This is a genomic window from Microbulbifer maximicatervae (SeqCode), from assembly GCF_052467385.1.
Genome location: NZ_CP174311.1, coordinates 1,509,996 through 1,524,428, shown reverse-complemented (window position 1 = coordinate 1,524,428; position 14,433 = coordinate 1,509,996). Strand labels below are relative to the sequence as shown.

Below are 14,433 nucleotides of genomic sequence, written 5' to 3'. Positions count from 1 at the left end.
GACATTCTGCGAATGCCAACGTCTAAGAGCCGACCGTCTGGGGTGTCTCGCTGGTAAAGCGGAAGAATACACTGGCGGAGAAATGACTGCTAGGCGGAAGCGGTCCACACTCTTGGTATCCTGGCCCAAGGATGTGTGCTCGCAAGCCAAAATAGCAACAAAAGCCCAGCAACCGCACACCGTGTCATTCGATACACTCAAGCCATGGCGACTTTAAAAGAAGGGATTAATGCGAACAGGAAGTGGAAATAAGTCAATCGAGAATAAAAAAATGCCCGCCAAAAGGCGGGCCAGATTTCTCGAACACACTTTCAGGAGGAGAGTTTCAAGCACATTACGCACTTAAATTTAGGTATAGCAGAGGAAATACCCCCACTAACTCTCCTGTCGTGAAAGCCGTTCACTAAAACGGCAATCGGCGCTAAAGCACACCGCCAATGTTTATACCCGATGCAGATAACTCTGGTATTCAACATCGGTAACGCGGGCAGCTATCTCTACTTGCTCCTGTCTTTTCAACAGAGAGAACAATTCCACAAAGCGCGGATCAAGATACTCGCGCCACAAGGGGCTCTGCTCAAAGCGCTCCAGTGCGCCACTCCAGGTATTGATCAACTTCTCACTCTCCACCTGATAAGCATCGCCTTCCACAGGTGCAGGCGCTTCCATCTGGTTCTCAATGCCATGACACACACCAGTGAGAATCGCAGCTAACACCAGATAGGGGTTAACATCCGCCCCCGCAATGCGGTGCTCGATACGCCGCGCCACAGGATCGCTGGCGGGCACACGCAAAGTTGTAGTGCGATTATCGTAGCCCCAGCAGAGATTCAACGGTGCGTGAGAGCTCTCCTGGAAGCGGCGATAGGAATTGCTGTGAGGTGCGAAAAACGCCATCGCATCGTTGGCAGTCGCCAGCATTCCTGCTGCGGCATAACGCAGTAAATCGGAGCCAGTGTCAGAACCGTCATCAAAAACGTTCTTTCCATTGGCATCGATCAAACTCATATGCACGTGCATTCCGTTACCCGCCTGATCCCCGAAAGGCTTGGCCATGGTACTCACGCGGAAGCCGTGACTGCGCGCCACTCCTTTTAACAAGCGCTTAAACAGTAATGTTTGGTCTGCCACTTTAACGGGATCGGCACTGTGCAACAGATTGATTTCAAACTGTCCCGGCGCACACTCCGACAATACTGAATCTGCGGGAATACCCTGCGCCTCGCAAGCAGCTCGCACATCGGCAAAGAAGTGTCGCTGTGCATTGAGCTCGGACAGATCGTAAACGTCGGTGGAAGGCACCAGCTCGGCGTCGTTATCGCTAACCGGGCGCGGACGCGCCAGATGATCCACCTCATCGCGGAGCAGATAGAATTCCAGCTCGGTCGCACACACGGCGGTATAACCCAGTTTGCCGAGACGCTCTACCACGCGTTGCAACTGGCTGCGGGGATCGGCATAGAGAGAGGAGCCATCTGCCTCATGCAACTGCATATGCAGCTGGGCAGTGGACTCGCGATGCCAGGGCGCCAGGCTAATAGGCGAAACTGGCAGACAAACGCCATCGCTGTCTCCACTGGCAAATACCAGCGGACTGTCTTCGATATCCCGCCCCCAGATATCGAGACTGACCGCGCTACGCGGCATTTGCAGACTGCCCTTGAGCAATTTCTCCGCAGCTTCTGCCGGCAACCACTTCCCTCGCGGCACGCCATTGATATCGAACATAAAGCCTTCGATCCACTTTAGGTCCGAGTGCTCTGCCAGGAATTTTTGCGACTGCTCCAGCAGATCGGGCTGGGCGGTGAATTCTTTTTCTTGAGACATAAGGTGCCTGGGGTGATTCAATCTAAACGCAGAGACGGCCCAACACCGCTTTTCCATTCAAACTATGGAAAACGGGGTATCAGACCGCCTCTGCAACAGAGTATCTTGCCGCTATGTTACGCCAGTGCTTTAGCAGTGTCGTCCAGGGCGCGGTGCGCTTTTTCTACCAGCTCATCGACCTGTTCAGTGGTCATAATCAGCGGTGGTGCGATAACCATGGCATCGCCAACGGCGCGCATCACCAAACCGTGCTTGATACTCAGGTCACGACATACCGCACCAGCGGTGCAGTCATCATCAAAACGAGCGCGGCTGGCCTTATCTTTTACCAGCTCCAAGGCACCGACCATACCCAAACTGCGGGTTTCGCCAACGATCGGATGCTCCGCCAGTTCAGCCCAGCGCTTGGACAGGTAGGGGCCGGTTACATCGCGGACATTCTCGATAATCTTCTCGTTGCGCAGAATATTGATAGTTGCCAGACCTGCCATACAGGCAGCCGGGTGCGCGGAGTAGGTGTAACCGTGGGTAAACTCGCCACCTTTGGTTTTGATCACTTCAGCGACACGATCACTCACCATGGTACCGCCCAGGGGGAAGTAACCATTGGTTACTGCTTTGGCGAAAGTCATCAGGTCGGGCTTCATGCCGTAATAGTCGGCACCGAACCACTCACCGGTACGACCGAAACCAAAAATCACTTCATCCATCACCAACAGGATGTCGTACTGGTCCAGCACCTTCTTGACTTCCGGCCAGTAGGTTTCCGGCGGGATAATTACGCCGCCAGCACCCTGGATTGGCTCAGCGATAAACGCCGCAACATTATCCGGGCCCAACTCCTGGATTTTCTCATCCAAGCTGCGAGCCGCTTGGATACCAAACTCCTCTGGAGACATATCGCCGCCCTCACCAAACCAGTAGGGCTGCTGTACGTACTCAATGTAGTCGAGCGGCTGGAATTGCTTGTGCATACCGCTCATACCACCCAGGCTGGCACCAGCAATGGTAGAGCCGTGATAGCCATTCTTACGGGAAATAACGATGCGCTTCTCCGGCTTTTCCTGGATATCCCAGAAACGGCGGATGAGGCGCAGGTTAGTATCATTTGCCTCGGAACCGGAACCCGTGAAGAACACATTGTTCATATGCGCCGGGGTCACTTCAGCCAGGGCGTCTGCAAGTTCAATCGAAGGCACCGTAGTGCACTGGAAGAAGCTGTTATAGAAAGGCAGGGTATTCAGCTGCTCGTAGATCGCATTGCTGATTTCTTTGCGGCTGTAGCCGAGGTTGCAACACCAGAGGCCTGACATGCCATCAAGCATTTTGTTGCCATCAATATCGGTGATGTAAGCGCCCTCAGCGCTGGTAATCACACGGGTCCCCTGCTGGCCCAAGTCATGGAAGTCAGTAAATGGGTGTAGCAGGTGCTCACGGTCGTGTTGCTGCAGCTCAGTCTTGTTCATATTTCTCTCCTGGCTTTCACAGGCCTTGCTCAGCGCCCACCAATCGGGCTCAAAAGGCCAAATCGTTACCACTAATTTGTGATCACATTCTAGTGGGGCCATCGACAGAAGCGCAAGGTCTATCTGCCCTTACCGAAAACATAAGGTCGAATTGCGCCAGTGCGAGGAGAAAAAGTGGAAACTAAATAGTCAACTGGGGGGGGAAGGAGCCGCTACAGCAGCTCCTCTGCAGAGATAGAGCCGAGCCCCTCTTCAATATCCTGCTGAATGGCTTTGCGCACCTTCAACTCATCTTTACTGGCAATAGCTTCGAGCAGATCTTGATGCCGGTCTGGCAGCTCCTGCACGCCAAAGCGCTGGAAAACCAAGTGCTGGAGGGGAGCTGTCTGTAGCCACAGGCTCTCGATAAGGGACAGGATGATATGGGGCTGCCCCAGGCGATAAAGGGTAAAGTGAAATTCCAGATTAGTGGTTACATAGCGCTCGATGTCTTTCTGAGCGAGAGCTTCTGTTACACGCTCATCCAGCTCCCGAAGTTGCGCTAATTCAGCATCCCCGACCAATGGCAGTGCCTGTTCAGCGGCCTGACACTCCAGGGCCACGCGAGCGGCACAAATCTCTGCCAGTTTTTCCGGGGTCATTGTCGGTACCCTGACCCGGCGGGTATCTGACAGCTCCAGGGCCCGCTCCGAAGTCAGGCGGCGCAACGCTTCGCGAACCGGCATTGGACTGCAATTAAGCTCCGAGGCCAGGCCCCGAATAGTAATCGCCCTACCCGGCAAAAACTTTCCCCGCAGAATGGCATCCCGCACCTGAAAATAAACCCTCTCCTGGGTTGTGCGGTACTCTTCCTGGGGACTGTTAAATTCCTGCGCCATACCTATGCTGCCCTAACCTGCTCCAACATATGAGGGACATCCTCCGCACCCACCTCAATTAAATGTTCAGCCGCCCGGCCACTTTGCCAAATTTCATAAAAATCATCTGCCACCCGGCGACTGAGATCAACCACCCGCCCCCAGTACTTCAAACGGTCTTCACGGTCGAGCTTGTAGAAATCATTGCGGTCTGGAATTTTGCCATAAGGCAAGGAGGCAACGAATTTGGGCGAAGGAGCCACAACCAGAGTGGATTGCATGGCATCTCCGCGAACCCGTCGCCAAGAGAGCCCTTTATCAAACCAGCCGGGCACCATATAGGGGAAAAAGTGCGGGTAGAGCACCAGGCCCCGGGGGTGGCGGAAGCGCAGATCAAAGTGGTAATCGGTGATACCGCCATCGCGATAATTACCCTGTGGAGCTCCCTCCGGTGTCTGCACCCCTGTCATTACCAAAGGGATACAGCCACTGGCCAGTACAGCAGCACAGGTATTTTGCTCGGTCAGCGGAATATTTTCGGTGCTCAGAGTCTGGAAGTGAATGCCTGCCGACTTTTGCGAATGAAAAACCACCCGCTCCCAAAAAGCGCTCAGGCTGTTGCGAGATACAGCATTTGCCAGTGCCGAGGCGAGTAATGCCGGCGCCAACAGCGCCTTGTTTTCACTGGCCAGTGGCCCCCTGCCCCTGACCGCCACAAAGTGGCTGTGCCAAATGGGATTTTCCACTACCTCGCGAGCACCTTCAGCACCCAACACTGCCTGCAGCATCTTGCGACCGCCGGCAGTAATCTCTTCAGGGGAGGGCTTGTCAGAATAGGTTTGGTAGATGTAGTGATGCTCTAATCGCTCAAGTGCTGACAGCGGCTCTGCCATTGCGTAACACATGTTGCGAAAACTACCGATAGATGATCCCAAGGTGACAATTGGCTCGCTCCGCGCCTTGAAAAACTCCCCCATCAATACCCGATCCAACTGGCTAATCACCAGCCACTTGGGACCGCCGGAAGCGCCGACCAGCGTCGAAAATTGCCTCTGGGACAATCCCTCTTCACGTATGCGCCGCGCAGCCGTCTCTCCGGCCAGTAGAATACAACTGGTATTTTTCACTCACTTACTCTTTTTCTTGGCCGTCAAAATTTATCTCAGGTTTCAACTATCCCGGACTACCACTCACCCTGATTTTCCATAGACATCCAGGGCTCCTGTGGTGGGAGAGGCTCTCCACTTTGCAGCAACTCAATGGAAACTCCATCTGGGGAGCGAAGAAATGCCATATGACCGTCTCTCGGGGGTCTGTTGATAACCACTCCCTGATCCATCATGCGTTGGCACACCCCGTAAATATCATTTACCCGATATGCCAAGTGTCCGAAATTCCGCCCGCCAGTGTAGCTTTCCGGGTCCCAATTGTAAGTGAGTTCCAGTGTCGGGGCCTTATTCTCCCTGGCCGCTTCAAGATCCTCGGGAGCTGCGAGATACACTAGGGTGAAACGCCCTTTATCATAATCATTTCGACTAACGACCTGCAGGCCCAGCTTTTCACAGTAAAACGCCAGAGATTCATCCAGATTGGTTACGCGAACCATGGTGTGTAAGTACTTCACCCTCTACTCCTTCTTGTTGCCAAGCTCTACAATCAGCCCATAACAAATAAATCGGCTTTTTAAAGCTAAACGCATATGTATAAAAAATTCTATCGCGAGTTCCTTCAGGCGCCCAGTGGCAGCCCCTCTTCCATGCTGCACATGGCTTGCCACTCCCACCACTACTGGCCCGATGTTACCCTTGATGCAGTACAGCAGTACTGGCGCGATTCAGCACTTCTGGCCGATGAAAAATGGGGGCCAATTTTTGAGGAGAAGATACCCTCATGGCAAGCGGCGATCGCAAAATCCCTCAACCTACCCAGGGCAGACTTGATCGCTATAGCTCCAAATACCCATGAACTAGTGTATCGGCTACTGAGTTCATTCGATCCCAGTAAACCATTGCGCATTCTCACTACAGACGGAGAGTTCTACAGTTTTACTCGCCAATTACAACGTCTGGAAGAGCGTCCTCAAGTAGAGGTAACGAGAGTTGCCAAAGAACCCTACGCCACCCTGGCGGAAAGATTTGAAACCGAACTACATAAAAATGAATACCATCTGGCCTATGCCAGCCTGGTATTTTTTGACTCCGGTGTGGTATTTCCCCGGCTGCTGGAGGTTGCGGCACAGAAACCGCACGACACACAATTCGTTATCGACGGATATCACGGTTTTTTTGCCCGCCCAATCGATCTTTCAACCGTTGCAGACAAGGTTTTTTTTACGGCAGGATCATATAAGTACCTAGGCGCCGGTGAAGGCCTGTGTTTTATGACAATTCCTGCGAACTGTACACTGCGCCCTGTAAATACCGGCTGGTTCGCAGAAATGGCTGAGCTGGAGAATCGCTCGGGAGAAGTCGGATATAGCGACAATTGGCTGCGCTTTGCCGGGGCGACCATGGACTATTCAACACTCTACAAAGCCCTGGCTATTTTCGATTTATTCCATCGCGAAGGCATTACCATCGAGAAAATACACAGCTATGTTCTCAATGCGCAAACCCGATTCCTGAATAGCATGGATAACTCAGACCATCCCATCTTGAATCGCAACAACTTGATTTGTCATGACCTGGAAGAAGGTCACGGCCACTTTTTCACATTTAACTGCTCACAACCAGAAATCTCACAGAGGGTTCAGGAAGAACTCAAGGCTCGAGCAGTTCTGTGTGATCGCCGACAACAGTTTCTCAGGCTGGGATTCGCCATCTATCACGATAAGGATGAAACTTACCAGCAGGTTTTTAACTCTTAAAGCTTCAGAGCTAAGAGAACGGAGTGATTTTTACTACCGCCGCTAGAGCATATTTCACACCTAAAAGGCACACGGGCTCAGCTGCGGTTCAGGATTCAATCTATAAAATAATGGCGCCATTTTCGTCACAATAATCAGCACTCAATGGATAAGGAAGCGTTATGAAAGCAGTAAAAATTTCAGTAATTTCCCTTCTCGCCCTGCTCGCCACCGCCTGTGGTAACGAGCGGGCTCCAGAAGACCGGGGGACCATGGTATCCATCGCTGCACGGGGGGAGGCAAGTCAGGTTCCTGATATCGCAAAAATTTCTGTCGGAGTGGTGACCGAGTCAGAGGACAGCAAACAGGCAATGCGCGATAACGCCAATCAGATGGAGTCTTTAATGGCCGCCATCAAAAAATCGGGTATCAACAAGAAAGATATTCAAACCACAGGCGTTAACCTGTCTCCGCGCTACCAGTACCAACAAAACAAAAAACCTCGGATCACTGGTTACACCGCGCGAAATACCGTAAGCGTGAAGGTTCGCAAACTGGATGAACTCGGCAAGGTCTTGGACAATCTTACTGCCGCTGGAGCCAACCAGATCAACGGTCCGAGCTTCGAAATTGGTGAACCTGCTCCAGTTCAAGCCAAAGCCCGGGAAAAAGCCCTTGAAGACGCCCAGGAACGTGCAGAAATGTACGCAAAAGCTCTGGGTACAAAAGTGCGTCGCATTGTCAGTATTTCAGAAAATGGCAACGGCGGTATGCCACGCCCCATGATGTTCACTGAAAGGGCCAAGATGGCAGACAGCGCTTCCACCCCTATATCGCCGGGAGAAACCACTCTTACCGTCAATCTGGATCTGGTATACGAACTCGAGGACTAATACGGAGCAATAGCTACTCACATACGGAGGCAGGAAGGATACACGGTGCTTGGGGCCATTCGGGGCTTGAATATATTCACAGCGTATTTCGATTCTTCCCTGCTGCCCCGTAGTAGCTAATGTCTTGCCAGCAGTGAAACAGCACAACAGCCTTGCTGTTTCACTGCCATTCTTCCCTACCGACTAACCGCTGATATCTTGCTCAAGAAACACATCGCTTGGCAGCTCGCTGGATTCTTTGTAAATAACGCCTTCTTTCATTACAAACAGAACCCGTTGCATTTCCGAAATATCTTCCAGGGGATTTCCAGCCACAGCAATAATATCAGCTATCTTGCCCTCGCTAATGCTACCCAGCTCATCCTGTACTTGCAGTAGTTGGGCCGCGTTCCAAGTCGCTGAACGCAGTGCATCTGCCGGGCTCATTCCACCCTGCACCATCAATAAGAATTCACGGGCATTATCGCCGTGACGGGTAACACCGGTATCGGTTCCAAATGCAATATTCACTCCGCGCTTGTGAGCGCGACTAAAAGTGTCCTGCATCAAAGGCCCCATTGTCGCAGCTTTCGGGCGCACCAGGTCCGGCAGGAAGCCTTCAATCGCCGATTTTTCTGTCACCCACTCGCCAGCCATTAGAGTCGGCACAAACCAGGTGTTGTTACGGCGCATCAGGTCCATCACCTCATTATCCATATAGGTGCCGTGTTCAATGGAGTCCACTCCAGCACGAATTGCGCGGATCATTCCCTCCTTACCGTGGGCATGTACTGCAACTGTGAAACCATAGTCCTTAGCAGCCTCAACAATTGCCTCCAACTCATCCTGCATAAATTGAGGGTTCTGGCCGCTCTTTGCCACACTCAAGACTCCACCAGTCGCGGTGATCTTGATCAGGTCAGCGCCGTCCTTATAGCGTTGACGAATCGCTTTGCGCGCGCTGATAGGCCCATCAATAACACCATCCACCGGGCCAGGGTTCCCCATCAAGTCCTGCCTTAGCCCATTGGTGGGGTCAGCGTGCCCACCGGTAGTTGCGATTGTCTTTGCCGCCGTATAAATACGCGGACCTTCCACCAGGCCTTTGTTGATTGCATTACGTAAACTCACAGTCACATTGTCGTGATCACCAAGATTTCGAATCGTGGTAAATCCAGCCTGTAGAGTGCGATGAGCAGCATCCACGCCGCGCAAGGTAAAATCGGCAGTATTCCAGCTGAAAGACTCCATATAAGCACGCGGCCCAAACTCGTAAGTGAGATGGCTGTGCATATCCATCAAACCTGGCAATACCGTATATTCTCTCAAGTCGACCAAGCGCTCTCGATCGCGCTTGGCAAACCCCTTCTGTACTGACTCAACCCGCCCATCGACAATATGAATGGTGCGGTCTTCCAATAATTTTCCATTACTGCTATCAAATAATTTGCCAGCGTAAATTGCGATGCTCTCGGCCCCAGCCTGTAAACTAAAAAGCCCGGCAAATACCGACAAAGCCACGGCGGCTGCGCGGTTGACAAAGTAGCTTCGGTTGGTCTTTGTTGTCATTGTCGTCCCCAGTAGATCTCTTTTAGATTCTTAACGTCCTTTACCAAGATCGCACAATCTACGCAATTACCCAGGCGAGAGGAAGCCTCTATGAAAATCTATGAGTTCGCAGCAGCACCAAACTGTCGACGTGTTCGCATGTTTATGGCAGAAAAGGGGTTAGATGCAGAATATGTCGGAATAGATATTACAAAAGGGGAAAATCTTAGCTCAGAGTTTCGAAGCAAAGATATCAATAAAAAAGTACCCGTAATGGAGCTGGATGACGGCACTTACATTGCGGAATCAGTGGCCATTCAGCGTTATTTTGAGGAGCTACACCCAGAGCCACCACTCTTCGGCCGCACCCCCAAGGAAAAAGCACTGGTGGAAATGTGGAATCGCCGTGCCGACTTTAACCTTATGTTTCCTGTCGGGATGTGTTTCCAGCACGTTTCCGGTTTCTTTAAGGACCGGATGAATGTTTACCCCGATTTTGGTGAGGATTCAGGCAAGCGAGCCTTGAAGTTTATGGATACCCTCGACAACCACTTTTCAGACCATGAATACCTGGTTGGTGACTATTTTTCAGTGGCCGATATCAGCATGGTTTGCGGACTGGATTTCGGCAAAGTTCAAAACCTTCGACCCGATCCGTCCAAGCACTCTCATCTAATCAGGTGGCGTGAACAACTTAAAGAGCGCCCCAGTTTTAAAGCTTAAACCCTATTTCCCCGCCCAAACAGGGCGGGGAAATAATTCAAATCAGTCCTTTGCAGGAAGCACCTCAACGGGGCCAATATCCAAGGCTTCAACCTCGCCTTTAATCTTACTCAGATCCCCAACAATCACCCAGGTGAATTGATCTGGCGCAAGATACTCCTTCGCGGAAGCCTCTACTTTTTCCTTATTCAGTGCTGAAACCCGCTGTGGATATTCGGCAATATATTCCTCTGGAAGCCCCTTCTCCACCTGCCAATTAATACTGGAAAGCAATTGCCCTTTGGTCTGGAATCGAGCACTTTGCTTCAGGACTTCGTCATTCTGGTAGTCCTCAAGCTCTTTTGCAGTAATAGGACGCTCTCCTAAGTATTCCTCATACTCTTTTACCAATTCCTTAATGGCTGGAGCTGTTTTATCAGTTTGCACAGGAGCAAAGAGGATATAAGGACGCTGCCCTTCTGTATCGAGGGAAACCGCGCGGGCACCATAGGACCAATGCTTGTTCTCACGAAGATTCATATTGACCCTGGACGTAAACTTTCCGGCAATAATATTTGTCATCGCATCAAAAGCTTCAGCTCCCTGCGGCTGCCAAGGCGGCATCAGCAGACCTGCCATGATATAACTCTGTTGTGCGCCGGGGCGGTCGAGCAAATAAACTCGAGCCTTTTCCGGGCGGGGCACCTTGGCAACTTCAATTTTGGGAAGCTCTGATTTAGGAGCAGTCCACTTTCCGAGAGTTTCATTCAGCAGAGGCTCTATTTCTTTTTCAGTAACATCGCCCACGATCGTCAGGGTTGCATTATCCGGTCGCACCCAGGTCTTTTGGAAATTAACCAGATCCTCACGGGTTATGGACTTAATACCCTCGGGAGTACCCGATCCCGTCAAGGGAGAGCCATAAGGGTGGTTTTCTCCAAATAGTAGCGGCGGCAGTTCACGCATAGCCAGGCCCTGAGGCTGGGCTTTTTCCTGGGCTATTGCATCCAGGCGATTGGACTTAACCCGCTCCAGGTCAGACTCTGGGAAACGAGGTTCAGTAACCACCTTCTCAAATAGCTCCAGCGATGGCTCCAGCTGCGTCTTAAGGGCACTCATGCTGATATTGTTATAATCAAGGCCGCTACCACCACCAATATTTACACCAAGCTCTTCTGAGCGAGAGCTAAATTCCAGGCTATCCAGATCACCCGCACCTTCGTTCAGCATTTGCGCCGCAACTGAAGCCAGACCTGGCTTATTTTTATCTGCGGAGGCACCACTGCGAAATTGCAGATTCATCAGTACAACGGGAGTATCATGACGTTCGGCCAGGACAACCTTTAATCCATTTTTGAGGGTAAATTCTTTTTGTTTTGGCAGTTCCAGCTCTACATTTTTGTCTACCTCGGGGAGCTTGCTGCGGTCAGCACCCTCCGCCGCTGCCGTATACTTCTGCTTCGGCTCCATAATTAAGGTGTAGGAGTCCTCTTTCAACCACTGCTCAGCCACTTCTTGAACTTCGAGAGCGGATACTTTTGCATAATCCTCCACGCCTTCTATCAAGGCTCCGGGATCGCCAAAATAAAACTCCGACTGGGCAAGGATGTCACTCTTACCACCAAAACCACCGGTTTTTTCCAACCCCTTTACCAGCCCGGCAAACTCACTCTGTTTAACCCGGCGCAGCTCATCCGCATTCACACCATTTTTTGCGAATTGCTTTAATTCTTTATTCAGTAAGTCTTCAACTTTTTCTACAGACTGCCCAGGTTTCACGTCGACAATAATCATCAACTGCCCTGCAAGCTGACGGCCATAATAAAAAGCGCTGACACTGGTGGCCACTTGCTCATCGCGAACTAAACGGCGGTAAAGAAGAGAGTTTTTTCTATTGGCGAGAAGGGAAGTCATTAATTCCAGCGCATCTTCCACTTCACTACCCACTGCAGGCACATTCCAAACCTTGTAGATTCGCGTTTGGGGCACCTGATCGTAAACCACCTCCCTCTTTTTCACCTGGGTAGGTAGTTCCCAATTCTTAATGCGCGGTTGCACTCCAGTGCTCGGGATATCACCAAAATACTTGCGTACCTTGGCCATCGCATCTTTGACCGTAACATCACCCGCAATCACCAAAACGGCATTAGCAGGCTGATAATGGTCTTCAAACCATTTTTTGACATCTTCAAGACTGGCGTTATTCAGGTCCTCCATCGAGCCAATCGGCGTCCACGAATAGGGGTGCCCTTTGGGGAAGGTGCTCTTGGCAATAATATCGAACGCTTTGCCATAAGGTGCATTCTCCCCCTGGCGCTTTTCATTCTTTACAACACCGCGCTGCTCATCCAAAACCTCCTGGGTAATTGCACCTTTAAAATGCCCCATTCGGTCGGACTCCATCCACAGCGCCATATCCAGGGCGCCTTTGGGCACGGTGACAAAATAATTGGTGCGGTCATTGCTAGTGGTGCCATTCATATCGGTGGCCCCAGAGCGCTGGAAGGGTTCGAAATATTCCCCTGGGAAGTTTTCGCTACCGTTAAACATCAAGTGCTCAAATAAATGAGCAAATCCGGTTTTACCTGGCGGCTCGTCCTTAGAGCCTACTTTGTACCAAAGATTGGTAGAAACAACGGGGGCTTTGTGGTCTTCATGCACAATCACCGTCAGGCCATTGGGCAATACTTCCCTATGGAAAGGAATCTCCAACTTGGGTGGCGGGACATACGCCTCTTTATCGGATGCAGCAGCCTTGCTACTGGCTGCTGCTTCCTTATCCACCGAAAGCGCATGAGGCGTATCATCGGTAGACTTTCCGCAAGCGGTAAGGCCAGTAATAGCGATGGCAACGCTGATAAGTAGCGGACGCAAGTCCATATTGTCACTCCCTTTTAAAAAACCGCAATTTCAGGATGGCAAGTTTAGGCCAGCTTTCCTCCAGAGTGTCAGCAAAACCTTTTACCAACCGCAATTTAGCAAATATTCCAGGCAAAAAAATGGGCACCGAAGTGCCCAAATCAATACATCACAGAGAGAAGCGAGATGACAATCGCCCAAGGAATCAGGTCACCAGCTCTACTCCTGCGCTGAAAACATTACGCTGCCACAGTACCAGACTTGTCTTCGGCCTCGCCTACAACCGTATGGTGACCAAAGCGCTCCTCGGCAACACGGTCCGCTACGTGAGCGGTGGTCTGGCCGGTTTCATCGGCACGCTCGAACACTTCTTTCATAGTGTTGCCAATCTCTTCGATATGAGCGCGCACTTCTGCAGCGTCGTAATCGCCTTTCTGCTGGTAGTAAACATCGATAATACCGCCAGCATTAATGACATAGTCCGGTGCGTACAAAATACCTTTCTCGCGAAGCACTTCAGCGTGACGCTCTTCCGCCAACTGGTTATTGGCCGCGCCAGCGATCGCCTGAACCTTCAAACGGCTGATGGTGTCATCGTTGAGAATTGCACCCATCGCACAGGGGGCAAACAGATCTACGTCCAGGTCAAAGATTTCGTCGGCAGTTACGGCTATGGCACCAAGCTCTGTAACCGCACGATCAATATTGTCTTGGAAAATATCGGTGACAAACAGTTCCGCACCGGCATCCTTCAATAGTTTACCCAGGCGGAAACCGACGTTGCCCACGCCTTGAATAGAGACTTTTAAGCCGGTCAGGTCAGTCTTGCCCCAGCGGTGTTCTACCGCAGCTTTCAGGCCGACAAACACACCGTAAGCAGTCGAAGGGGAAGGATCACCACCATACTCGGAGCCCGCAAACAGGCCGGAGACAAACTCGGTTGTCTCACCGATAACACTCATATCCGCCACGCTCGTGCCAGAATCTTCAGCAGTGATATAACGGCCGCCCAAGGTATTAATAAATTCACCCATAGCGCGCAGTAACTCAGGAGTCTTTTCCTTGCGCGGGTCACCAATAATTACGGACTTGCCACCACCCAGCTTGAGACCGGCCATTGCGGACTTGTAAGTCATACCCCGGGAAAGACGGAGAACATCATTCAGGGCCTCGCCATCGTCGGCGTAGGGCCACATACGGCAGCCACCCAGTGAGGGACCCAAATTCGTATTGTGTACCGCGATAATGGCCTTCAAGCCACTCTTTGCATCTTGGTAAAACGCCACTTGTTCGTGTTTATCGTAGGCGGAATGGGAAAAAATACTCATTAACTGTTCCTCTCCGGAAGGCCGGTTCTACAGCTGGGGAACAACCACAGCCCTTATCTGTTTTTATCTGGAATAAGATTATATCCAGCTCCCACAGACAAAGTTTGCATATTTTGCACACATGAGCAT

Annotated in this window: 11 protein-coding genes; 3 read left to right on the top strand and 8 right to left on the bottom strand. The window is 51.4% G+C overall.

Annotated elements, in window-relative coordinates; genetic code table 11:
- Window positions 1–441: 441 nt before the first annotated feature.
- The 5 genes from ACJJIR_RS06635 to ACJJIR_RS06615 all read right to left on the bottom strand — a co-directional run bounded on the left by ACJJIR_RS06635 (window position 442) and on the right by ACJJIR_RS06615 (window position 5,774).
- Window positions 442–1,827: a glutamine synthetase family protein gene (locus tag ACJJIR_RS06635; RefSeq protein WP_444907739.1), complete on the bottom strand. Its 1,386-nt coding sequence runs from the start codon at window positions 1,825–1,827 to the stop codon at window positions 442–444.
- A 116-nt stretch (window positions 1,828–1,943) separates the two neighbouring features.
- Window positions 1,944–3,293: an aspartate aminotransferase family protein gene (locus ACJJIR_RS06630; protein WP_282932024.1), complete on the bottom strand. Its 1,350-nt coding sequence runs from the start codon at window positions 3,291–3,293 to the stop codon at window positions 1,944–1,946.
- A gap of 212 nt (window positions 3,294–3,505) precedes the next feature.
- Window positions 3,506–4,171 carry a GntR family transcriptional regulator gene (locus tag ACJJIR_RS06625; protein ID WP_444907738.1) on the bottom strand — a complete coding sequence of 222 codons (666 nt, stop codon included), beginning with the start codon at window positions 4,169–4,171 and terminating at the stop codon, window positions 3,506–3,508.
- Window positions 4,172–4,173: 2 nt separating this feature from the next.
- Complete coding sequence (locus ACJJIR_RS06620) at window positions 4,174–5,277, bottom strand: hypothetical protein (protein ID WP_444907737.1); 1,104 nt, start codon at window positions 5,275–5,277, stop codon at window positions 4,174–4,176.
- A 56-nt stretch (window positions 5,278–5,333) separates the two neighbouring features.
- Entirely contained in the window at window positions 5,334–5,774 is a 441-nt protein-coding gene (locus ACJJIR_RS06615) for a VOC family protein (protein ID WP_444907736.1), read from the bottom strand.
- 75 nt (window positions 5,775–5,849) lie between these two features.
- On the opposite strand from ACJJIR_RS06615, the gene ACJJIR_RS06610 reads away from it, so the two are divergent.
- A complete protein-coding gene (locus ACJJIR_RS06610) occupies window positions 5,850–7,016 on the top strand; it encodes an aminotransferase class V-fold PLP-dependent enzyme (protein ID WP_444907735.1) in 1,167 nt (388 codons plus the stop codon).
- Window positions 7,017–7,177: 161 nt separating this feature from the next.
- A complete protein-coding gene (locus ACJJIR_RS06605) occupies window positions 7,178–7,888 on the top strand; it encodes an SIMPL domain-containing protein (protein ID WP_444907734.1) in 711 nt (236 codons plus the stop codon).
- Between the two features lie 183 nt (window positions 7,889–8,071).
- On the opposite strand, the gene ACJJIR_RS06600 is transcribed toward ACJJIR_RS06605, so the two are convergent.
- Window positions 8,072–9,436, bottom strand: coding sequence for a metal-dependent hydrolase family protein (locus ACJJIR_RS06600; RefSeq protein WP_444907733.1), 1,365 nt, complete (start codon window positions 9,434–9,436; stop codon window positions 8,072–8,074).
- Window positions 9,437–9,526: 90 nt separating this feature from the next.
- On the opposite strand from ACJJIR_RS06600, the gene ACJJIR_RS06595 reads away from it, so the two are divergent.
- Entirely contained in the window at window positions 9,527–10,138 is a 612-nt protein-coding gene (locus ACJJIR_RS06595) for a glutathione S-transferase family protein (protein ID WP_444897963.1), read from the top strand.
- 42 nt (window positions 10,139–10,180) lie between these two features.
- Here the strand turns inward: ACJJIR_RS06595 and ACJJIR_RS06590 are convergent, their stop codons facing one another.
- Together ACJJIR_RS06590 and ACJJIR_RS06585 are read right to left on the bottom strand one after the other, a co-directional pair.
- A complete protein-coding gene (locus ACJJIR_RS06590; protein ID WP_444907732.1) occupies window positions 10,181–12,997 on the bottom strand; it encodes a M16 family metallopeptidase in 2,817 nt (938 codons plus the stop codon).
- 218 nt (window positions 12,998–13,215) lie between these two features.
- Window positions 13,216–14,304, bottom strand: coding sequence for a Glu/Leu/Phe/Val dehydrogenase dimerization domain-containing protein (locus tag ACJJIR_RS06585; protein WP_413662699.1), 1,089 nt, complete (start codon window positions 14,302–14,304; stop codon window positions 13,216–13,218).
- Window positions 14,305–14,433 lie beyond the last annotated feature (129 nt).